Source organism: Undibacterium sp. YM2, assembly GCF_009937975.1.
GTDB lineage: Bacteria > Pseudomonadota > Gammaproteobacteria > Burkholderiales > Burkholderiaceae_D > Undibacterium.
Genome location: NZ_AP018441.1, coordinates 4,483,266 through 4,504,104, shown reverse-complemented (window position 1 = coordinate 4,504,104; position 20,839 = coordinate 4,483,266). Strand labels below are relative to the sequence as shown.

At 51.9% G+C, this 20,839-nt stretch carries 21 protein-coding genes; 8 read left to right on the top strand and 13 right to left on the bottom strand.

Annotation, left to right across the window (positions count from 1 at the left end; all coding sequences use genetic code 11):
- Positions 1–83: 83 nt before the first annotated feature.
- From UNDYM_RS20415 to UNDYM_RS20395, 5 genes are all read right to left on the bottom strand, one after another.
- Positions 84–863 carry a hypothetical protein gene (locus tag UNDYM_RS20415; RefSeq protein WP_162042700.1) on the bottom strand — a complete coding sequence of 260 codons (780 nt, stop codon included), beginning with the start codon at positions 861–863 and terminating at the stop codon, positions 84–86.
- Positions 864–983: 120 nt separating this feature from the next.
- Positions 984–1,448: a hypothetical protein gene (locus UNDYM_RS20410; protein ID WP_162042699.1), complete on the bottom strand. Its 465-nt coding sequence runs from the start codon at positions 1,446–1,448 to the stop codon at positions 984–986.
- A 43-nt stretch (positions 1,449–1,491) separates the two neighbouring features.
- Entirely contained in the window at positions 1,492–1,920 is a 429-nt protein-coding gene (locus UNDYM_RS20405; protein WP_162042698.1) for a hypothetical protein, read from the bottom strand.
- 86 nt (positions 1,921–2,006) lie between these two features.
- Positions 2,007–2,243 carry a hypothetical protein gene (locus tag UNDYM_RS20400; protein ID WP_162042697.1) on the bottom strand — a complete coding sequence of 79 codons (237 nt, stop codon included), beginning with the start codon at positions 2,241–2,243 and terminating at the stop codon, positions 2,007–2,009.
- 71 nt (positions 2,244–2,314) lie between these two features.
- Entirely contained in the window at positions 2,315–3,400 is a 1,086-nt protein-coding gene (locus UNDYM_RS20395) for an alginate lyase family protein (protein ID WP_162042696.1), read from the bottom strand.
- 597 nt (positions 3,401–3,997) lie between these two features.
- Between UNDYM_RS20395 and UNDYM_RS20390 the strand changes: the two genes are divergently transcribed.
- The gene (locus tag UNDYM_RS20390) at positions 3,998–5,701 is read left to right on the top strand and encodes a PHB depolymerase family esterase (protein ID WP_232064209.1); all 1,704 of its coding nucleotides are present in this window, start codon (positions 3,998–4,000) and stop codon (positions 5,699–5,701) included.
- Between the two features lie 143 nt (positions 5,702–5,844).
- Here UNDYM_RS20390 and UNDYM_RS20385 read toward each other — a convergent pair whose 3' ends face one another.
- On the bottom strand, positions 5,845–6,858 hold the full coding sequence (locus UNDYM_RS20385) for an MBL fold metallo-hydrolase (protein ID WP_162042694.1): 1,014 nt from the start codon (positions 6,856–6,858) through the stop codon (positions 5,845–5,847).
- A 117-nt stretch (positions 6,859–6,975) separates the two neighbouring features.
- Here UNDYM_RS20385 and UNDYM_RS20380 point away from each other — a divergent pair, with 117 nt between their 5' ends.
- From UNDYM_RS20380 to UNDYM_RS20365, 4 genes are all read left to right on the top strand, one after another.
- On the top strand, positions 6,976–7,875 hold the full coding sequence (locus tag UNDYM_RS20380) for a LysR substrate-binding domain-containing protein (RefSeq protein ID WP_162042693.1): 900 nt from the start codon (positions 6,976–6,978) through the stop codon (positions 7,873–7,875).
- A 725-nt stretch (positions 7,876–8,600) separates the two neighbouring features.
- Complete coding sequence (locus UNDYM_RS20375; RefSeq protein ID WP_162042692.1) at positions 8,601–9,155, top strand: 3'-5' exonuclease; 555 nt, start codon at positions 8,601–8,603, stop codon at positions 9,153–9,155.
- 180 nt (positions 9,156–9,335) lie between these two features.
- Entirely contained in the window at positions 9,336–10,148 is an 813-nt protein-coding gene (locus tag UNDYM_RS20370; protein WP_162042691.1) for a hypothetical protein, read from the top strand.
- 64 nt (positions 10,149–10,212) lie between these two features.
- Positions 10,213–10,527 (top strand): hypothetical protein, encoded by a 315-nt coding sequence (locus tag UNDYM_RS20365; protein ID WP_162042690.1) that lies wholly within the window; start codon positions 10,213–10,215, stop codon positions 10,525–10,527.
- 16 nt (positions 10,528–10,543) lie between these two features.
- Here the strand turns inward: UNDYM_RS20365 and UNDYM_RS20360 are convergent, their stop codons facing one another.
- From UNDYM_RS20360 to UNDYM_RS20330, 7 genes are all read right to left on the bottom strand, one after another.
- Positions 10,544–10,879 carry a hypothetical protein gene (locus UNDYM_RS20360; RefSeq protein ID WP_162042689.1) on the bottom strand — a complete coding sequence of 112 codons (336 nt, stop codon included), beginning with the start codon at positions 10,877–10,879 and terminating at the stop codon, positions 10,544–10,546.
- Positions 10,880–10,951: 72 nt separating this feature from the next.
- A complete protein-coding gene (locus tag UNDYM_RS20355; protein WP_162042688.1) occupies positions 10,952–11,362 on the bottom strand; it encodes a hypothetical protein in 411 nt (136 codons plus the stop codon).
- 26 nt (positions 11,363–11,388) lie between these two features.
- Positions 11,389–12,243: a hypothetical protein gene (locus tag UNDYM_RS30340; protein ID WP_197740933.1), complete on the bottom strand. Its 855-nt coding sequence runs from the start codon at positions 12,241–12,243 to the stop codon at positions 11,389–11,391.
- Between the two features lie 36 nt (positions 12,244–12,279).
- On the bottom strand, positions 12,280–12,690 hold the full coding sequence (locus UNDYM_RS20345) for a hypothetical protein (RefSeq protein WP_162042687.1): 411 nt from the start codon (positions 12,688–12,690) through the stop codon (positions 12,280–12,282).
- A gap of 115 nt (positions 12,691–12,805) precedes the next feature.
- Positions 12,806–13,204 carry a hypothetical protein gene (locus UNDYM_RS20340; RefSeq protein ID WP_162042686.1) on the bottom strand — a complete coding sequence of 133 codons (399 nt, stop codon included), beginning with the start codon at positions 13,202–13,204 and terminating at the stop codon, positions 12,806–12,808.
- Between the two features lie 69 nt (positions 13,205–13,273).
- Positions 13,274–13,936, bottom strand: a complete 663-nt coding sequence (locus UNDYM_RS20335; RefSeq protein ID WP_162042685.1) for a hypothetical protein — start codon at positions 13,934–13,936, stop codon at positions 13,274–13,276.
- Between the two features lie 112 nt (positions 13,937–14,048).
- Complete coding sequence (locus UNDYM_RS20330) at positions 14,049–15,752, bottom strand: ABC transporter substrate-binding protein (RefSeq protein ID WP_162042684.1); 1,704 nt, start codon at positions 15,750–15,752, stop codon at positions 14,049–14,051.
- 108 nt (positions 15,753–15,860) lie between these two features.
- Here UNDYM_RS20330 and UNDYM_RS20325 point away from each other — a divergent pair, with 108 nt between their 5' ends.
- The 3 genes from UNDYM_RS20325 (at position 15,861) to fusA (ending at position 20,652) form a co-directional block, all read left to right on the top strand.
- Positions 15,861–17,051 carry an MFS transporter gene (locus UNDYM_RS20325; RefSeq protein WP_162042683.1) on the top strand — a complete coding sequence of 397 codons (1,191 nt, stop codon included), beginning with the start codon at positions 15,861–15,863 and terminating at the stop codon, positions 17,049–17,051.
- Between the two features lie 35 nt (positions 17,052–17,086).
- On the top strand, positions 17,087–17,851 hold the full coding sequence (locus UNDYM_RS20320) for a hypothetical protein (protein WP_162042682.1): 765 nt from the start codon (positions 17,087–17,089) through the stop codon (positions 17,849–17,851).
- A gap of 725 nt (positions 17,852–18,576) precedes the next feature.
- Positions 18,577–20,652 carry an elongation factor G gene (fusA, locus tag UNDYM_RS20315; protein WP_162042681.1) on the top strand — a complete coding sequence of 692 codons (2,076 nt, stop codon included), beginning with the start codon at positions 18,577–18,579 and terminating at the stop codon, positions 20,650–20,652.
- Positions 20,653–20,839: the final 187 nt, after the last annotated feature.

Genomic DNA, 20,839 nt, shown 5'->3' with positions numbered 1-20,839 from the left:
GTAGTCATCAAGTGCATTGCATTGCGCCACATGTGGAGGCAAACACATCAATTTTTTTGCCTGTTATATGGTGACACCTGATGTCAGCACCCAGTCTCTCGCCTTGCTATTTCTTGCCAGGGTTTTTTCACGCCAGCTTGTTTGAGTAACAGCCAGTCTGTCGTTTCATAGCCTTCCCGGCGCAGCAAGACGACCTTGCTGTCATTTTGTTCTGTGGCCAGGTGATCGATAAAGACGATGCGGGCAGCCTCTGGTTCTGAGCCAGATGGCCCGCCTATATTTATTTCCGAGTAGGCAGCCAGGTAAATATTCTCCTCAGTTTTCGTCAGCAGTAGCAGGGCAGAGATACTTCTTTGCTTCCAGTCGTCATGCAATTGCACGAGCAGGGTCGCTGCATCGTTATTGTGCAACTGGATTTCATGCACTGATGCCATCTCCAACAAGCGTGCGCGCCATGCTGGTGTGACACGTCGCTTAATCAAGGCTGCATCCAGTATTTTTAGCGCGGCCTCTCTTCTTTCGTCAGCAACTATCACCTGCGTGGCCCTGCTTTTAGCTGGCAAAGGCAAGGTAGTCATCAAGCCCTCAGACTTCGCGTCTTTCAATATGATGGTTTCTCTGGGTACGCACGCATCAGGGGTAGCATCAAAATCGAGCTTGCTGACTGCATGCCTGATAGCGTTGCCTTTGGCATGGTAAGACCACACATAGGGTATTTGCTGGTAAAGACCTTGATTCAACTGAACTTGCTTTGTACCCGCATCTTGCTGCAACAGACTGAACGTTTCGAATTTACCATCGCCCGACAGTTTGAACAGGGGTATCCCATCATAGAAAAAGTAATTGCCAGCCCATGCATTCATTGAGAATAAGGGGAGCAATAACAAAATCAATGTGGATAGACAGTTATGCATGTGTTGATTTTATGGATTTAGCTGTGCAGGTGCGATCGGCAAAGTAGAAACGCACACATATTGAAAAAACTACGAGTCCCAGGAGCAATGCACTGCATAAACATGCCCCCTTGCAGAAAACAAATACACATCCCAGATTGCCCCGAGATCATGTGGCGGCAGGTAAGTTCGTCCTGCACCTGCCAGCATCCATTGCTCTGGTCGGCCAAGCAGCTCGTTCATTTCTTCGACAAAGCCATCAAATAATCTGATATCGATTTCTTTTGTATCATCCACTTCATATATTCTCCTGCGCGAACATAGCCACTGGCGCAATGAAGTTGGCAGCCCAGATAAAGTCAGCGTGTCTGGTGGATAAAACTGCAGCCTGTCTTTTTCTGTTCTGAGGAAAACGCCCAAAGGTGATAGTGCATTTTCCAACGGTATTTCACCAAGGTAGAAACATGAAAAACTACTGCCATCTGCTTTCAATGCTGCAACAGCCAGCAAATATCCTTCCATCTTATGTACTGCTGCTTGTAATTCTGTTGTCATGATATTGTTGTTTATTGATGGCTATTTTCAGCGTGTACTTTGGTCAGATTTGCCCACTTTTCTTTGTCGGTATCAAAATGGAACAGGCGACAAAAATCCACGGCAGCACTGTAAATACCTGCGCAAAAATTACTACATTATCTGCATTCTTACCTAGCAAGAGCTCACCGATTTCGCAGAATATCACCCAGGGTAAAAAATTTAATGCACCCAGAACCGGGGCGATAGCCAGCAAAAATGCGCCTAAGGTAGCAGACTTTGTTTTAAAAGCGCGGACCGCAATGGGGACTATCATCAGCAATATGGGCGCCAGGAAAATCAAAGCTCCGTATACTCCGGCGATTGATGAGAATTGGAATGCCAGCCACCATGAGAAGCAAGCCGCCATCAGAAAAATGATCGTACCAAGAACTTGCATAAAATGTGAATCAGTGAGTAGGTTGCGCTGCAATGCACAGTATGTGCGTAGCATATACTGCAATGCTAATTTACCACGACATGCAACACCAATATATAGCTTATTGTAGTGTGCCCAACAAGAGGTGTCGCACCTACCTATCACTCACCATTAATCCTCTTCAACCTCTGCCCCAAAATCGCCCAGACACAATCCTCACCATCAACATTGCCGACTATCGCCCAGCCTGTGCCTATCTTTTCTACGGTGGTCACGCATTCGAGTTCTGCACCAAGTTTTTTGGCCCAGTTCTCGGCGGCGCTTTTGCCTTTGAAGAGTTCCTTGCCTTCAAAAATCACGGTGGTGTCAAAGACGGGGGCGGCGAATACGGTGTTCATGTGCTGGGTTCCTGGTGGACTAATGCGGTATGCAGGCGGATATTGTAACTTAACATGGTATTCGCTCTGCCTCAACGACCGTACAGCAGCACCAGTTCCAGACTGTTTGAACCAGGCTTGCCCTGCTTGATGACTTCTGCGGCATCGTCATTCATGTTGTGAGCTTGCAGGATCAGGAAATAGGCGGTGTTGTTAATGCCATTGAGCTTGCCCTGGTTGCTGGCATAGTAGGGGAATCGTTCAGGGTAACGCGTCCATTCCGCAGTGCGCTGGTAGGCCAGTGACAGTTTCTTGCCCGCGTCCGTCTGATATAAATTTTTTCCCAGTTGCATAAAAATTTCTGCCGTGATGGTGGCGGGGTGCAGGGTGTAATGGGTGTAGCTGATGCCGTTGATGCCTTTGTCGGGGCCGCCGCAAAAATTATTGGTGTTGCTGCGGCAAATTTCCAGCGGCATGCTGCCATCTTCTGCAACCTGGTTTAATAACAGGGTTTGCCAGCGCTGTTGCGCGCGTTCCAGTTGCTTGCTGTTGCCCGTATAGGCGGCAATACTGGCATCCATCAGCACGCCCCAATTGCCGTGATTATTGGCCTTGTCGGCATGTGACAACGGCAGCGCCACTTTTTGTAGCATGGCGATGAGGTCACTGTCATCCCAGGGGCTGGCATCGCGCACCCAACTGACGGCGATCACCAGTTGCGGGATATTGAAATTGAGCTCTGCCGCACCCTGGTCTTTTGATACATGTGTCAGCGTCTTGCCCCAGGCATCAGCGATCCGCTGGGTGTGGCGCGCATAGACGATGTCATGACTGAGCTGGTAGCAAAGGGCAGCGCGATAAGCTACCCCGGCATCTGTGTTCAGGTATTTGCCGCTTGGGTCATGGCTGACGCCGTCAGCCGTGTAATGACGTGCCGGGCTGTAATCTGCCACTGCATGGGCGGGTTGCGTCAACTCTTTATCGCAGCGCTTGCGCAAGGCTGCCCAGCGTGCGGGTTCTTGTCGCAAACTGGCGAAGCGTTCTGCACTGATCATCATCGGCTGTGCGGGTGCGACACTGGTTTGTGCATGACAGGGGAGGCCGAGCAAAACCAGAATAAGACTGAATATGATACGGCCTGGATGATTTTTCATGGCGATGATATGCGAGCTGGACATGAGAGCATGATACCGTGTCCGGGCAAGGCGAGGTGATAAAGGACAGCTCTGCCCTTATGACCTAGCGATTGTCGTATCAAATTGCGGGCGGGCTAATGCTCACATTGATACAAAAAAGCATGCGTTTTTTTCTCCAGCTAAATGTGCAGATTTGCACAGCCTGTTCGCCTTGTAATCGCAAAATAATGATTTACCATGATTGCTACCTGTACAGGTCTGCATCTGGTTTGGCCCGCGCTTGCCCAGATGGAATACCAAAAAAATCAGGAGACAAGAACTTCAACTGCTTTATTTTTTTTAGCTCATTTTTTGAGCTTGCGCACACGTGCGTGCTTAGCTGGTGCACGCGTGCGCGTGTACGTATTGCGTTCATCACCAAAACAAGACCAGGAATACGGAAGTATGTCCACCCTGGTTGCCGGGTCTATGGGGAAACACTTTGCTGAGCTAATCTTAGTCGTATCTTCGTGGCATCTTCGCCGTATAAATGCAAAGCGATCGGTGTGCAAAAAACTGGACTCACAAACTGCTTCAAATTATATAAATAAAGTAACGGAGACATCAATGAACAAGATCAAGATTATCTTGCAGGCCTTCATGCTGACCGCCTGCACATTGCTGGCCAGCCTCACTGCGCATGCAGCCACAGCCGGGCCAGGCAGCTGGAGTAGCCAGCAAACCTGGGCGGCTGACAGCGTCAATGGCGGCAACCTCACAGGTTATTTTTACTGGCCCGCAGCACAACCCGCGCTGGCAGGCAAACGCGCACTGGTGCTGGTGTTGCACGGCTGCACACAGACCGCTTCCGGTGACGTGATCGATAAAACCAGCGACAAGGGCTTTAACTGGAAGGCGGTGGCCGAGCAATATGGTGCAGTCATCCTGGCCCCAAATGCGACCGGCAATGTCTATAGCAATCATTGCTGGGACTATGCCAATACCACGCACACCCGCAGCGCGCCTGGGCATGATGCGATTTTGCTGGACCTGGTCAACCGCTTTGTCACTAATCCACAATATGCGATTGACCCTAACCAGGTGTATGTCACCGGCTTGTCGTCCGGCGGTGGCGAAGCCATGGTGCTGGCTTGCCTGGCACCTGATGTATTTGCCGGTGTCGGCATCAATGCCGGGCCACCTCCAGGCACCACTACCTTGCAGATCGGTGCCGTACCCTCAGGCTATACCGCTGCCACCGCAGCCAGCAAATGCCAGGCCATGGCGGGCAGCAATGCTGCAAAATTTGCGACCCAGATTGCCGGTGCGGTCTGGGGTACCAGTGACTATACAGTCGCGCAAGCCTATGGCCCCATGGATGTGGCCGCCATGCGCCAGGTGTATGGTGGGACTTTCACCCAGGGCAGCAGTGTCAGCATCGCAACTGGCGGCACCAATATCCCCTATACCGATGCCAATGGCAAAGTACGCACGCATGAGATTACCGTCAGCGGCATGGGCCATGCATGGCCTGCGGGCAGTGGCGGCCAGAATAGCCATTATGTCGATAGCACGAAGATCAACTATCCGGTATTTTTGATGGACTTCTGGTTCAAGAATAATCTGCGCGCATCCACCGTGCCTGCCCCTGTGATGAGCAGTTGCTCCAGCTCAGGCATCACAGCCACCAGTGCCACCATCAATGGTGCGGCTACCGCCAGCGGCAGCATCATAAGCTACGCCGTCAGTCTTAGTGGCCCCAGCAATGTCAACGATACCGCAGCAGGCAGCGGCAGCAGCTTTAGCAAAAGCTATAACCTCGCCAGCGGTTATTACACAGGCACAGTCATTGCCACCGACAATCTGGGCCAGGCATCCGCCAGTTGCGCTATCCCGCAATTTTTGGTGGGTACTGCGCCAGTGATATCGGCACCAGGTGGCTTGAGCGCAGGCACACCAACGGCAACCAGCGTAACGCTGAGCTGGAATGCAGTCAGCGGCGCAACGGGGTATAACCTGTATAGCAATGGCACAAAAATCACCGCGTCACCGCTCGTTGCCACCAGTTATACCGTTACCGGCCTCACAGCCAGCAGCAGTTACAGCTTTGCTGTTTCTGCCGTGGGCAGCAGTGGTGAGAGTGCCTTGTCTGCTGCCATCAGCGTCACTACTGCATCAAGCTGGACTTGCAGCGCGGTGACTGCGAGTAATTATGCCCATGTGCAAGCTGGGCGGGCGCATGACAGTGGCGGTTATGCACTGGCCAATGGCTCCAACCAGAACATGGGGCTGGATAACCTGTTCTACACCAAGACGCTGGCGCAGACAGCGGCTGGTTATTACATCATTGGTAATTGCCCCTGAGTTGATTTTGAGTTGATTGACGTAGAAATGTGAGAGCAAGCAGGAACAGACATGCCGGGCAAGCATGTCTGTTTTTTTTATTATAGGTGGGCTAAATCTCATGCCCATCCTTGTGCTTTAATAAGTGCTGCCCTTTGACGCTTTTAATACGTCCCCTGAATCTGATAAGGCGCAGTCAGCCATTCAAACCCTGTGGCCGTGCTGCCTATATGACCCAGACCAGGGAAGGAGATGTGCGCACTGCCAACCAGATAGCCCTTGCTGGCAGCCAGTTGCAATAAATGCTGGCGTGATCTGACCGCAGCCGCAGCATCAACATCATAGGCGATGGTAATCGTCGGGTCTTTGAACTGGGCTGCACCGGCATGTATCACATCACCCCACAACAGCAGGCTCTTGCCCTGGCTGCTGATCAGGTAGGCGGTGTGGCCCGGTGTATGGCCGTAAGAGGGGAGGCTGCTGACACCTGTGAACAGTTCTTGCGCACCGTTGAAGGTTTTCAGGCGGCCAGCGTCGGCATACGGGTTCACCGTGGCGCGTGACTGGGTAAACGTCAGTTGCTTTGCTGCGGGCGCAGCCTTGGCATTGGCCTCGCTGAGCCAGTAGCTGGCGTCACGTTGATCAACATACACATCAGCATTCGGGAACAGGCGTTTGCCGCCAGCCGATAGGCCGCCAGAGTGGTCACCATGGATATGCGTGAGCAAGACCGCATCGACCTGCTCAGGCTGGTAACCGGCTGCGCGCAGATTGCGGATCAGCCTGTTGCTGCTGCCACTGCCATCGTTGGCAGCGCCAAACAACTCGCCCGCGCCGGTATCGACCAGCAAGAGCTTGCTGCCGGTGTTGATGAGATAGGTATTGATCGACAGTTCAGCAGGCAGCTCCTCATGATGATGCGCGTAGGCGGCGCGCACGTCTTCAGGTTTGCTCATGATCTCATCGACATGGCGGGTTGCTGTGCCGTCTGACAATACCGTGACTTCAAAGCTGCCCAGCATCACGCGGTAAAAACCGGGGGCCTGGAACTTGGCCATGGGCGTTGCTGCCCGGGTCTTTTCTGGCACCTGGGCTTGCGCATTGGCATTGCCTGAGATGGCTATTGCCAGGCTCAGCGTGCTGGCAAGTATGAGGGCGGTTTTGATGGTGGTTTTCATGATAAAGCCTTTTCATCTGATGTTGAACAGGGCTTCAGTATAGAGAGCTATTGTGATGAAATAATGTAGTAATATCTTATTAAACTATGTAGTAGTGCTAATGAATTGGATTAACTGATGCGTGCGAGTGAATTTGCAGAATTCAAGGCCTTCGTGGCTATAGCAGAGAGGCAGAGCTTCGCCAGGGCGGCAGCTTTTCTGGAAGTCACACCATCTGCCCTGAGCCAGGTGATGCGGCAACTGGAGACCCGTGTCGGTGTGCGGCTCTTGCACCGCACGACACGCAGTGTTTCGCTGACGCAGGCGGGCCAGCAATTGCTCGATCATTTGCGGCCCGTGCTGGAGGGCTTGGAGAAGGCGACAGAAGCCATCAATGACTTTCGCGATACACCTGCGGGCACAGTGCGCCTGACCGCACCACGGGTCGCGACAGAATTGCTGCTCGCACCCAGGCTGGCAGAATTCCACAAAACCTATCCGCATATTGTGCTGGATATTTCGGTAGAAGATAAAACCGTCGATCTGGTCAAAGGGCGTTTCGACGCAGGCATACGCCAGGGGGAATTGCTGGCGCAAGACATGATCGCCATCAGCATAGGCCCAGAGCGCCGCTTTGTCTGTGTCGCTGCAAAAAGCTATCTCAGCAAAAACGGCATGCCGCATACCCCACGTGATTTGCAAAAGCATGAATGCATACGCATCAAGCGCCCGAGCACCGAGGTGCATATCCCCTGGACTTTCATGGACAAAGGGCAGGCACTGGAGATTGCCGTAACAGGCCACCTCATCGTCAATGACGCCAACCTCGCCCTGGCCGCCGCCCTGAACGGCGCAGGCATTGCCGCCCTGGCAGAAGACCATGTACGCCCCTACCTGCAAAGCGGCCGCCTGCAAGAAGTGCTACCTGATTTTGCGACCATGCGCGCGGGCTTTTATCTGTATTACTCCAGCAGACGACACATGACGGCAGCCTTGCAGGCGCTGATTGCGTTCTTGCGGGTGGAAGGCGTAAAGTAGCAGGAAGGCGGCATCAAAAAAATGCCGGATTAAAGCCGTGATGTAGCCGTGACGGGAGGTGCATTGTAATGCGCCCTACGATTATAAATGAATGTAATTTCCGGTGTGCAAGTGACGATGTTCTCTCTGTTCCAGCTCTGTGACTCTGTGTCTCTGTGGTGAGAGGTTTCAAGCAGCAGGACGACGACATCAAACATCTCGTATCAAAGCCGTGATGTCGCGCGCACTGTAATGCGCCCCAAGAGATGAATGCAGCAAACGCGCAACATCCATCGCAAATAAACTTTCATTCCTTAAACAAGTATTGCTACAATCCGCCCATTGTAGCAATACCGCACATACACTTTATTAGGACTTACGCAAAACCGCCCCAGCTGCGTTGCAGCTCCTAGTCGTACTAAAGTACTGTCTTCGTCGCTACGCCTTGCTGGGACAATTTTGCGTAAGTCCTATTTATGTGATCAACACCCGCTCCAGGGAAAATTTGCCAGGTCAAAACAAGAAGCACAACAATACCAGGCACAACATGGAATGTTCAGCGCGATGCCATGCCATACTCAGACCTTACGCAGATATTGCAAACTTTGCAGACCTTGCAGACCGGCTCTGTGGCGCATTATAAAAAATACGATATAAAAATCTGAAACTAATTTCAGCTTACTCATCATAGCGTGCAGCCGTATGGCGTGTGCCAGCGACACTGTGCGCCTTAAAATAAAAAAAACATGAAAACAAATTATTACCTCGTCATCGACTTTGAAGCCACCTGCTGCGACCAGGGCAGCGTGCCGCGTGAACAAATGGAAATCATAGAATTCGGTGCAGTCATGGTTGACGCACGCCAGTTCCAGGTGCTCAGCCAGTTCCAGAGTTTTGTCCAGCCTGTCAGGCACCCGGTGCTGACTGGCTTTTGCACAGAGCTCACATCCATACAACAACACGATGTGGATGGGGCCCCTTTGTTCAAGGATGTGGCAGTGCAATTCAAGAAATGGCTGCATCAATACCAGGGTTTTGTATTTTGCTCCTGGGGCGATTATGACCGCAAACAATTGCAGCAGGATTGCGCCTTTCATCGCATCCCCAATCCTGTTGGTGCGCCACACATCAACCTCAAGCCCTTGATGTCTGAACGCCTGAACCTCAGCAAAAAACTGGGCCTGGGCCAGGCTCTGCGTCAGGCAGGCATGCAATTTGAGGGCACTGCCCACCGTGGCATAGACGATGCGCGCAATATCGCACGGCTGTTGCCCTTACTGTTCGATGCCGGAGATCGTTGAGTTGGGATGACGCTAAGAAGTGCAATCACAGTTTTATAGCAGTGATTCAAAAAAATTCTGCACACCGCGTTAAATGAAATCATAGTTGGCGGATGCATAAAATAAGATGCTGCCGCGTCTTTTGTTTTAGAATAGGCAGCCAGCCAATTTCCTTTTCCTCACCGGCAAAAAGACAAATACATGCGCAATTTCATCAAGGCCATTCTGTTGATGGCATTATTAAGCATCTCTGCTTTTGCATCAGCAGGTTTTCTCGAAGACAAGCTGATACCCAAAGAAGAATCTGCTTTCGCAAGAGATTATCTCCAGCATGTGCATGACAATGATTTTTCCTATGTGAAGAGTAAGCTGGACCCAGAATTGCTGCCAACGGTAACTGACGATAACTTACTGCGTATCAGCGCTTATTTTCCAGGTGGCGAGATATTATCGACGGAACTGATAGGTTCACAAGTCAATATCATCAATGGCGTCTGGACTGGCAATTTCACTTTTGAATACCATACAAAGTATGGCTGGGCCGTAGGGTTTGTGGCCTTGAAACGCATCGATGCCGAGTTAATTGTGACCGCCTTTAGCGTTCACAAGGCCAATGGCTCGCAAGAAGAACTGAACCGCTTCACATTGTCTGGCAAATCAGTATTGCACTACCTGGTATTGATTGCTACCGTCTGTATCCCCCTGTTCATACTCGTCACACTGATCGCCTGCATCAAGACGCCTATCCCCAAACGCAAGTGGCTGTGGATTGTATTCATTATCCTGAGCGTAGGCGCAATTCAAATGAACTGGACATCTGGCGAATATCGTTTGAACCTGCTGCAATTCCAGTTATTTGGGGCAGCCTTGATGACGATGAGCAAATATGCGCCGTGCGTGTTGACGGCGGGTTTCCCGCTGGGGGCGATACTGTTCTGGTTCTGGCGGCCAAAATATGTGGCGGCGGCAAAGGCTTTGAAGCAGGCTGAAGCAGGCGTGACGCTGGTCAATTAGTATGGGATGCCAGGATGTGTTTGAGCTGCACAGCTCGTGTGTTGAACAATATTCTTTTTAAAATATGAAATATCCGTTAAAAACTCACAAGACAGCCGGGTTATTTCCAGCCAATGGCTGCTGCGGTCACTGCGGCAAGTCTAACAATGGAAAATTTGCCTGCCTGACTTTCAGTGCGATGGAAAGAATTGGCAATACTGATTCATTTGGACCTGCTGACGTGATTAAATCAGTCCATTTGTGCGACCATGGCGTGAATGCTTCTGGAAAAGGTTTTACGCTGTTCGAGAATATCGGTGATGCCTTTTTTTGTTCGACCGCCTGCTTGCGTGCTTTCTTTGATCAGGTGATTACTGACTTCGAGAATGGGGTGGAGTGAAAAGCAATACCGCCATTCAGCCATCCACCTCTGCCGGGTGCTGGTACATGGGGGCGATTTCGTGATGTCCTATCGATTGCATCAGTTGCCTGAGTTCCATCACGCGCCCCAATGTTAACGGCAGCAAACCTTTGCTGAACAGCGTCAGCACCGCCAGCTCAAGCTCTTCTTCTGCTTTATTGATACTGCTGTCCAGCATGCTGCCATGATAGGGATGCATGATACGGGCAGCGGCTACGACCTGCTCACCTTCGCAGACATCAATATGGATGACAGGCGCTGGCTCATAAGCAATGCTGCTGGAAACCAGTTTTACCGGAGTCGCATTAATACAGTGGAATATCTCGGCCATGCAGTTTTTTATCCGTGTTCAATAACAGCGATGTGAAGGTATCTACTTATTTCATTCTGATATGAGGCACGCTTATTTTTCATCTCCATCAGTACGACGGCCAGGATGGGAAAACATCTTGTTCACACCAGGCCATCCGTAAGGCGCATGCAGATGAATAATGCAAACCGCACCGTAAACAAGCATGAAGCCAAATAGTATGCCGTTCGTTATTACCAGCAAGGCCCCATAAATACAGCCAGCCAGTGCCAGAAGGTACGCGAAGCGGTAGGTTCGCTCGTTTTTCAGCCATAGCAGAAACAGCAGTATCAACGACACTGAGATGGATGCTGTTGCGAGCGCTGGATGTAGATGAAGTTTATTGAGTCGATGTTCATCCAGGTTGAACCAGTGCACGTCCATCATCTGTCCCAGGCTCAATGCCAGGGTAGCTACCGTGTGGAGTGACAAAAATGTAAGTGCCTTGCTGCGGGCATTTTTCATGTAGATTTTTTCTGTATGGCGAATGTTCAAAGCGGAGATTTGCTGAAGTATGTTACGCGCTTTACAGTTGAAAATAGAAAAGACAGCCTGCCACCCGGAGATATGGAGATGTTCATTGTGCTTCTGCGTGCATCCCATTCTGTTTTTATTTCCATGTCGTAGATACGGCAATTGCTGGCATCATCGACATCATAATTCATATCTAAGCCTGCCACATTTGAGAAAATAAAGAGGGCCGGCTCTTTTCCCGGATATTCAGGCAGACCTAGGAAGTTGGCATTGATGTCATCTATCTCTAACGTCAGTGTCTTGTCAGATGGATTTGCGCTTGCATGAAACCTGGTATCATGCAGCCCGCCAAGCGCGAGGAAAAACGCTGCGGGGTCTGGTATGTCAGTGTGCATCATGAATATCTTTTGTAATTGCCTGTGAATCTGCTCATCACGGCTAAGCACAAACATGGAACCGACACCAGCCCCCAATACATGCAAAGGCTGGAAATTTTCGACTTGCGACCAGAAAACCCGCGCTTGCTCGCTTTGCTCATCAAGCACCGAAAACCCAAAGCGATTCACCGATATTGCATGCTGCGCACGAGGTGCCTCACCCTCATAGACATACCACTCATCAAAACCCGGCGTCGGCAAATCGGTTATGTCTTGCACGCGCGGGCTGACAGCCAGCTTATTGTTCAGCGTCCAGCCTCTTGCCATTTCTACCTGATCAGGCAGGTAAGGGCCGCCATCACAAGCAGCAATCGCCACATGCTGCCCCATAACCAGTTCAGGGCAACTCTGGATCAGTGGTGCCAGCGAAAGATCGAGGTTATCTGTCCATACGATGATGTGATAACCGTGAAGGTAATGTGTTTTTGTCTGCATCTGGGTATTCGGGTTATTGCATGGTGTAGGCCGGGGTCATTTTTCATCTTCATCAGCGCGATGGATGGGTTTTGCAAATATACCGAAGCCGTCAGGAAACGCCAGGGGAGCGCTATAACGGATGATGCCGCAAGCACCAATCATCAACGCAAAATCTATACCGATAGAAACAGCAAAGGAAACAAATGCACCGTAGATACAGGCGCAGAGCGCAATACCGTACATGAGTTTGTATGTTTTTTCATTCTTGAGCCAGAATAGAAATAACAGGCTGGAAGAAAAAAGCAGATGTATCGCCACCAGCCCCGGGTGTGTCAGCATACGCCCAAAAGCATTATCCTTGCCATAAGGCCAATCTACGCCCAGGAGTTGCCCGCCCTCCAGAACGAGAATGGTCGCAATATGGAGTATCAAGAAAAACACGGCATCGTTGTAATTTTTTTTCATGAAGGGAATTCATCCTGTTTTTTATTGGTCTGCGGCATCTGGCACTTTGTCTTCATTGAGCGACCATTGTCATATTCGCTTGCCATGCAAGACATCATTGTTCTTGATGAGAAATTCATGCGCCACTATTGAAATATGGTTCCAGGCGCACAAAAGGCTCCAGGTAAAGCCTGAACCCTGCTTCTTTCCTTGAGCTTCCTCTTGAGTATTCACCGATCTTCAGTTGCCCCAAAAATTCCAGATACTTGCCGCGCTTGTCATCGACCGTGCTGATGTTCTTGCAGTCTATGAGTTCAAGATGCAATATGGGGGTATCCTGACCTGTGACAAAAACGCTGACAGCCACGTCACCATCCAGTGTTGAATCAATGAGCTGTATCGTCGCCACCGGTGTCGTGAAGGTGTAAGTGATGGTACGAAATTCATCTTCTTCAACCGCTGAAGCGAGGTCGAGAATATCAAGATAAGCCAGGCGCTGTTTGCCTGCGGCGATGATGTCGGCGTTGTTTGTCATGGCTGTCAAGGGCTGTCGCAATGGAAGATTTTCGTAGTTGGCATTAGTGTAGCGCCAAAATTTCTTTTTTTAGTTGCATTCACGCAAGGCTGCTTCTACACATTTCAAGCGATGAATATCAAGTTCATAGATGTGCAGGGCTTCTTTGCCGGGTTTTCTCTTTTTAAAGCTAGCTTCATGTTCAACGACGGTTAATTGCATTTTTCTTTTTGCATACTCCAGCTTGATCTTTGCTTTTTCTGGTTCGCCTGCCAGTAACAAGAGATAGGCATGGTTGGCTGCAGAGAGTTCGTTATTGTTGCCTTTGCCGTAGAATTTCGCGACATCTTTGAGCGTCTTGAAGTTTGAGAACCAGCTTTCTGCGGTTTGCAGGTGTTGTGCTACAAGCTGCAGACTTGCCTTCAGCTCATCCGCATTTTCTGCCGGATATACCTCTGAATGGTAGCTTGCCAGATTGATCCCCAATCTTCTCCCTACGATGAAACCAAAACTCTTTTCAGTCGGGTCTGTTTGCCAATAGGTATCCATGCCGGGGACACTCAGGCCAATTTCGACCCAGAAATTGCCACTTCCGTATCCAGATTGTTGCAAGTAAAAACCTTCTTCCCAAGACTCACGCTTACGCAAGAAGTATGCACCTGTCGTTTGCTGAAAATCCAGATTGGTGATCAAGGGTTTTAAATGTTTGGGTGCAGCTTTTGAAAATGCACCGTAGTCTCGCTTAACTGCCATGTATTATGCTTTCAAAATGGAGATGTCTTGATTAATCGTGGTGGAGTGGTTTTTTTCATGATACGCAATTTGAACAGGTTTGAACATTCAATGAACTGCCTTGTAACCCGGCCTACAAGTTATTTGCAGGCCGTAACCACAACTTGCGAAAATCCATCCAGCCGCAGCGTGCCAGGGTCACGCCGCCGAGTTGCGGGCCATAGTCTATGCCGTGGCGGGTGTGGCGCATGGGTAGTATCCAGGCTTGTTCTACCATGCGGGCGAAGCAGGTTTCGATGAGGCTGGCGCGTTGTGTTGCATCGGCTTCTGCGGCGATTTCTGCACTGGCCTGCGCCAGCCAGGTGCGGGCTGCTTTATCCATCATCTGCTTGACCAGTGACTCTCCGGCCAGCCAGCTATACAGGCCAAATTCCATGTCATTGTCGAGCACGTCGCCGGCAATCACCACGTCCGCCCAATCCCGCCAGCCGTAGGGGCCAAATTCTGGGAAGGGCAGGATGTGGATGCTGACATCGGCGCCTGCCTCGCGCAATCTGTCTGCTACGCAATGGGTGAGGGCGATATGGCTGTCGAGTTCATAAGTCACGACGTCGAGGTGGGCAGGCAGGGTGGGTGCTGTGGTTGTAGTTTGCTCAGGTAAATGTCGCCATTGCGGCAGCATGCCAAAGGCCATGGGGCGGGTTTCTTTGGCGGCCAGTTCCGCCGCTGCGGGGCGCAGCCAGGTGCCGACTGCAAGACGGGCAGCAGGCGTGGAGAATTCTGCGCGGGCCGGGTTCAGCATGACCAGGTCACAGCCTTGTTCGAGCGCACGTATCTGCGACCAGCTATCTGCAGGTGCGGGCACTTTTTCAGGCGAGGCATGGGCCAGATGCAGATCGACTTCAGGCAGCGGGCTGCCATGCGGCACTACCCATAAATCAATTTCATCGAGCAGGGCGCGCTCGCGGAAATAGCCATCAAACGCTGCCAGCGTCGCCCGGTGTTCATTATTGCGTATCAGCCGGAAAGGCCCGGCACCGATGGGCAGCGCGGCAAAATCTGCACGCTGGGCATCATCTATTGGCACGATCACGGCGGCATGGTGCGCCAGCAGGTGCAGCAGCAGATGATCGGGCTTGTTGAGTCGCAGCTTCACACTGCGCTCAGTGCCGCTGATGCTGGCGAGGTGGGCAAACATGGCGCGAAAAGGGCCATCTGTATCACGGGCGCGTTGCAGGGTATAGACCACGTCCTCTGCGCGCACCGGGCGGCCATCATGGAATTGCAGGCCGGGCCGCAGGATGAATTCCCAGCTACAGCCATCGGCACTGGCATCCCATCTGTGCGCCAGTGCCGGGATGATTTGTTCGCTGGCGCGCTCATATTCCGTCAGGCCAGCGCAAATCTGCATGATGATGTGCTGCTCGGTGCGGCGGTTGATGTGGATGGCATCCAGTGCATGCAGGGGGCGGTAAAAGGGCATGCGCAAAGTGCCCGCACGGCCACTGCCAAGGTAACCGGGCAGCGATTGCTTCAGGCGTTCACGTCCGGCATTTGGCAAGCCATCAAAGGCGGCTTCGAGTTTGCCGTCAGCCAGCAGGTGATGCAGCCTTTGCAGGCGCAGGCTTTCATGGTCTTGCAGCAGGCTAAGTTGCGAGCGGTGACCACGCCCATTGCCTGGTTGCCAGTCTATCCAGCCTTGCTCTTGCATGCGCTTGAGCAGCAGGCGGGCATTGCGCTCGCTACAGCACAGGGCGGCAGCGATCTGGGCCAGGTCGGGCGCTTGGGCGCTGGGATACCAGTCGGCCAGACGCTGGAAGTGATCGAGCAGACGCATCTTTGTCCGGTAATAAAGGGGGAAAGAAATATCAGATTCTATCCGTTTTTGTGTTTCCGCCTTTGATATACGCTAGTGGGCATTGTTCAACCTTGCTTGATATCCTCCATGTCCACTCCCTCGCTTTGGCAACATCCCAACTTTCGCCGCCTGTATGCATCGACCATCAGCTTTTCATTGGGTACGCAAATCTACCAGCTCGCCATGCCGCTGATACTCTACCAGTTGACGCAATCCGCCGGGGTCATTACGGGCATGCGTGCGGTTGAATTACTGCCCAACCTGTTGCTGGCGATGTTCATTGGCGTCTGGGTAGACCGCATAGACCGTGGCCGCTGGGCGCGCTTTGCTATCGTCGGCATCGTCTTGCTGACTGGCATGCAGGCCGTGCTGCTGGATCATGGTGCGCGGGCCTTGTCTTTTTTCTTTATCACTGCTTTCCTGCTGATGACCCTGCATTATCTGTATGCGATCTGCCGCATGGGTATGTTGAAGGAAATGCTGCCAGAACAATTGCTCTTGCCTGCCACTGGCCATTTGACGGTGTTAAGCCAGGTCTTCAGCATTCTTGGTCCGGCGCTGGCTGGTGCCGTGATTTCCATGCGCATGGACCTGGGCCTGTGGCTGCCGATGCTGGCGATGTTGCTGGCCGCCTGGCTGCTCAGGGATTTGCAACTGCCAGTGCGCAAGCCGGATGCAGATGGCTTCTGGAATGAATGGCGCGACGGCTGGCGCGTGCTGGTCGCCAATAAACCGCTGTGGCACCTGGCCTGGCTGGTCGTCGTCATCAATGGCAGCGCAGGTGTGGTGGATGTACTCTTCTTGTTCCGCGCCCGTGACCAGTTGCAACTGGGCGCAGCCGAGGTCGGCCTCATGTATGGCGTGGCAGGCACAGGCGGCGTCATCGGCGGCCTGGTCGCCAGCCGCCTGCGCCAGCACTTTGGCCTGGGCCGCCTGCTGGCGCTGGAACTGAGTGTCGAGGCCTGTTCCATGCTCTTGCTGGCCTGGGGCAATAGCATCCCCCTGTTGCTGCTGGCGCTAGGCACCAACAGCTTCTGCACCGTCATCGGCAACGTCTGCATCTGGGGCTACCGCCAGGAAAGCACAGACAGCCGCTACATAGGCCGCATCTCCGGCCTCACCGGTTCGCTATTCAAGCTGCTGATGCCGGTGAGTCTAGTATTGTCCGGCGCATTGGTGGGTGACTTGCCGCTGGCGTGGATATTGAGTGCCTGTGCGGGCACGCATTTTTTACTGGTGGTGGGGACGCGGGTGTCGGCGGTTTATGGGGTGAGGTAGGGTGTTTTTTTCTGAAGGAACGGCTTCAGCCGCGAATGGGTGATACTGCCAGTATGATAGATACGGCGAAAATCTTGGCGACTGAAGCCACTCCTACACAGACACGTCGCTTTGTCGCACAGTCAGGGGCATTACAGTGCATAGGCCCTAGCTACGCTGGCTTGCATCTCATGCAAAACCACTCATCTTCTGCACATGCGCCCGGTTATAATTCTGAAACAACCACTCTAGTACTTATTATGCGCGCAATCAACCTCATCTGCTCATTTATCATCTTCGCCAGCGGAATAGTTTTTTCAGCAGAAAAAAAAGATGAATTGCTTGTCATGCGCCAGCAATTCATTGCTGAATGCCAAAGTGAAATGGAAGATGGTTTTAAAAACTCTCCTCCAGAGCGATATGCACCAGGAACTAATCATGTTTATAAATGGATGCTCGGCATTGATAGAGTTCCAGAATATTGCACATGCATTGTTGATAAAATCAATATTTTAGAAGTCCCTGAAATGATGACCAAGGATGAGGCAGCATTTAGATTTGGTCCAGCGTCTCAAAAATGTACCATAGAGAAATTAATATCACCGAACGGGGGATTTTGTAATGCTTTTCGGGAAGACATGAAGACGGCTTTACTGCCGCATAAGTTAGATGAGTCAAAATTCAATGCATTTTGCGCTTGTGTACAAAACAGCTTTTCGAATATAAAGTCTTCCATTTATGACCCTACCGCCCGATACCTGATCAATCAGAATCTGCAGAGTAGTGTTAAGCAATGTGGAATTCTTGACTTGAAAGAGTGAGTCTGTTTCAGATGTCAGAATTAACAAGGCGAATAAAGGTGTAGCGGGAGTCGATCGCAAAACGGTGGCAAATGCAGGGTGGGTTATAGCGTACCGTTTTGTGAGCGCTTCATGTGGGGTAGGAATATTGGGTGTTGGAGTGGTGCGTTGCAACGCACCCTACTTGCTGTGCCAGCGATGATGGTGGTGAAAACAGTACAGACCCATTTGACAAGCCACGAAAACAGGATTATTCTATAAAAATGAAAACACTGAGCATACTCTTTTTTACCTCCGCCCTCCCGGCATGTCAGACGACATCCCGGGGCCGCTGATGTGTGCCCGTTGAAAGCTCTGTAAAGAGTAAAAAAACAAAGGCCCACGAGGGCCTTTTTTGTTTTCCATGTTGGAACAATTGTATAAGCTACTGCGCGGCGCGATTTTGAGTCTGCGATGCTCACCGTACTTTAGTACGGTTGCGCTTCTTAACTCAAACTAGCACCGCTCGCTACACTTATCCAAATGTTCCAAAAGTATTGGACTTGATATCCAAAAACTCAGCACCACTTTAGTAAGCACTTTTAACGGTACCTGGTACCAAACACTCTCTCATTGAGGAGCCATATAACATGAAGTCAGCAGATGTAGAACGCGCGCGGGTCCACTGAAATAAGGGTGGTCGCATGGCCCCGCGGCGCTGTCACCAAGACAACCCCACGACCGCTCGCTATGTAGAAAGACCCATCATGACGAACACTGTCCCCCGTGCCGCTTCCAACAAGGCATCTGCTCACTCTGCGCGTAACCATTGGCGCAACTTTGGCATCATCGCGCACATAGACGCTGGCAAGACCACGCTGTCTGAACGCATCCTGTTTAAAACCGGCGAAATCCACCGCACTGGCGAAGTCCATGAAGGCAATGCCACCATGGACACCATGGCGCTGGAAAAAGAACGCGGCATCACCATTGGTGCAGCGGCGACCCGCTGCGTCTGGAACGGCCATGAATTCACGCTGATTGATACACCAGGCCATATCGACTTTGCGATAGAAGTTGAGCGTTCGCTGCGCGTGCTTGACGGTGCCATCACTGTCTTGTCCGGCGTGGCTGGCGTGCAGCCGCAGACTGAGACTGTCTGGCATCAGGCTGAGAAACATGGCGTGCCCATGATCATCTTCGTCAACAAGATGGACCAGACCGGTGCTGACTTTGCCCGCGTGACAGAACAGGTGCGCAAGCAACTCGGTGCGCGCCCTGTGCCGCTGGCGATACCTGTTGGTGCGGCGGACGAGTTTGGTGGCGTCATTGATGTCTTGCAACAGCGTCTGCTGCAATGGGATGCCAAGGGCAATATGGCGGTGCTGGCTCTGCCCGCAGAACTGCAGGCGCAAGCCCAGGCGGCGTATGCCTATGCAGCCTCGGTTGCGGCAGAAGCGAGTGATGCATTGACGGATGCCTATCTGGCGAAGGATACGCTGACTCATGCGGAAATCCTGCAAGGTTTGCGTAGCCTGACGCTGGCCAGAAAAGCCACGCCCATGCTGGCCGGTTCTGCATATAAAAACGCAGGCATAGAACCGCTGCTCGATGCCGTGATTGATTGGCTGCCAGCGCCTGACGACCGCGCTGCTCCCGTTGCGACATTGAACGGTGAAAGCGTGACCGTGGCAACTGGCGATGCTGATCCTCTGGCCGCGCTGGTGTTCAAGGTCACGCATGATGAACATGGCTCGCTGGCGTTTGTGCGTATTTATGGTGGCAGCCTGCATGAAGGTGAAACCATCTGGAATGCCAGTCTGGATTCGTCTGTGCGCATAGGCCGTCTGTATGTCGTGCATGCGGATGAACGTACCAGTACCACGCAGTCTGGCGCGGGCAGTATCATCGCCATCGCCAACCTGAAAGATGCGCTGACAGGGCAAACTTTGTCCAGCAAGGCGCAACCGTGGACGCTGGAAACCATCCATGCAGGTGAGCCCGTGGTGGCACTGGCGGTTGAACCAGGCAGTGGTACTGACCGTGCAAAGATGTTGGCAGCGCTGGACAAGTTCCGTCGTGAAGATCCGTCTTTGCGTCTGGAAAACAATGTCGAGACTGGCGAGACCATTTTGTGGGGCATGGGTGAATTGCATCTGGATGTGGTGCTCGAACGTGCCCGCCGTGAAGCGGCGGTAGATATACGTGTTGGTGCGCCGCATGTGGCTTACAAGGAAACCATGGGCCTGCCTATGGTCGAAGCAGAAGGCAAGCTGGACAAGCAAAACGGCGGCAAAGGCATGTATGCCCGCGTTGTCGTGCGGCTTGAGCTGCTGGATGAAGGCGATTTTGCCTTTGCCAATGTCGTCAAAGGCGGCGTGATACCAACGGCGTTTTTCCCGGCGGTTGAAAAAGGCGTACAGCAGGCCATGCAACAAGGCCCGCTGGGGCAAAAAGTGACAGGCGTCAAAGTTACTTTGCTCGATGGTGATTTCCATGCAGTTGACAGTAATGAAATGGCCTTCATCATCGCCGCCAAGGAAGCTGTGCTGGCAGGCTTGCGCAAGGCTAAACCAGTCTTGCTCGAACCCGTCATGAAAGTGACCGTCGATGCCCCCGCCATCAACACTGGCGATGTCATTGGTGACTTGCAAAGGCGCAGTGGCCGCGTGTTGGGCATCACAGAAAACACAGGCCGTGTTGAAGTGGTGGCCGATGTGCCCCTGACGAGGCTGTTCGGCCACACGAACGACTTGCGTTCCCTGTCACAGGGCAGGGCGTTTGCCAGTTCGGTCTATGCGCGTCATGCGGCTTGTGATGTGGAAGAGGCTTCTTTTGTGTGAGGCCTTGTAGTTTGTAGTAGTTGCAGATGATGGACGGGCTGTAATCCGGTTTGCCTGTTGTCTGCAAGTTAGTATGAAAAAACCAGGGCAGATGCTCTGGTTTTTTTACAACTCGCATCTGAATATTTTGCAAGTTAATGTTAAATTATCTTTTTAATATAATAATTATGATTATTATATTTGAATT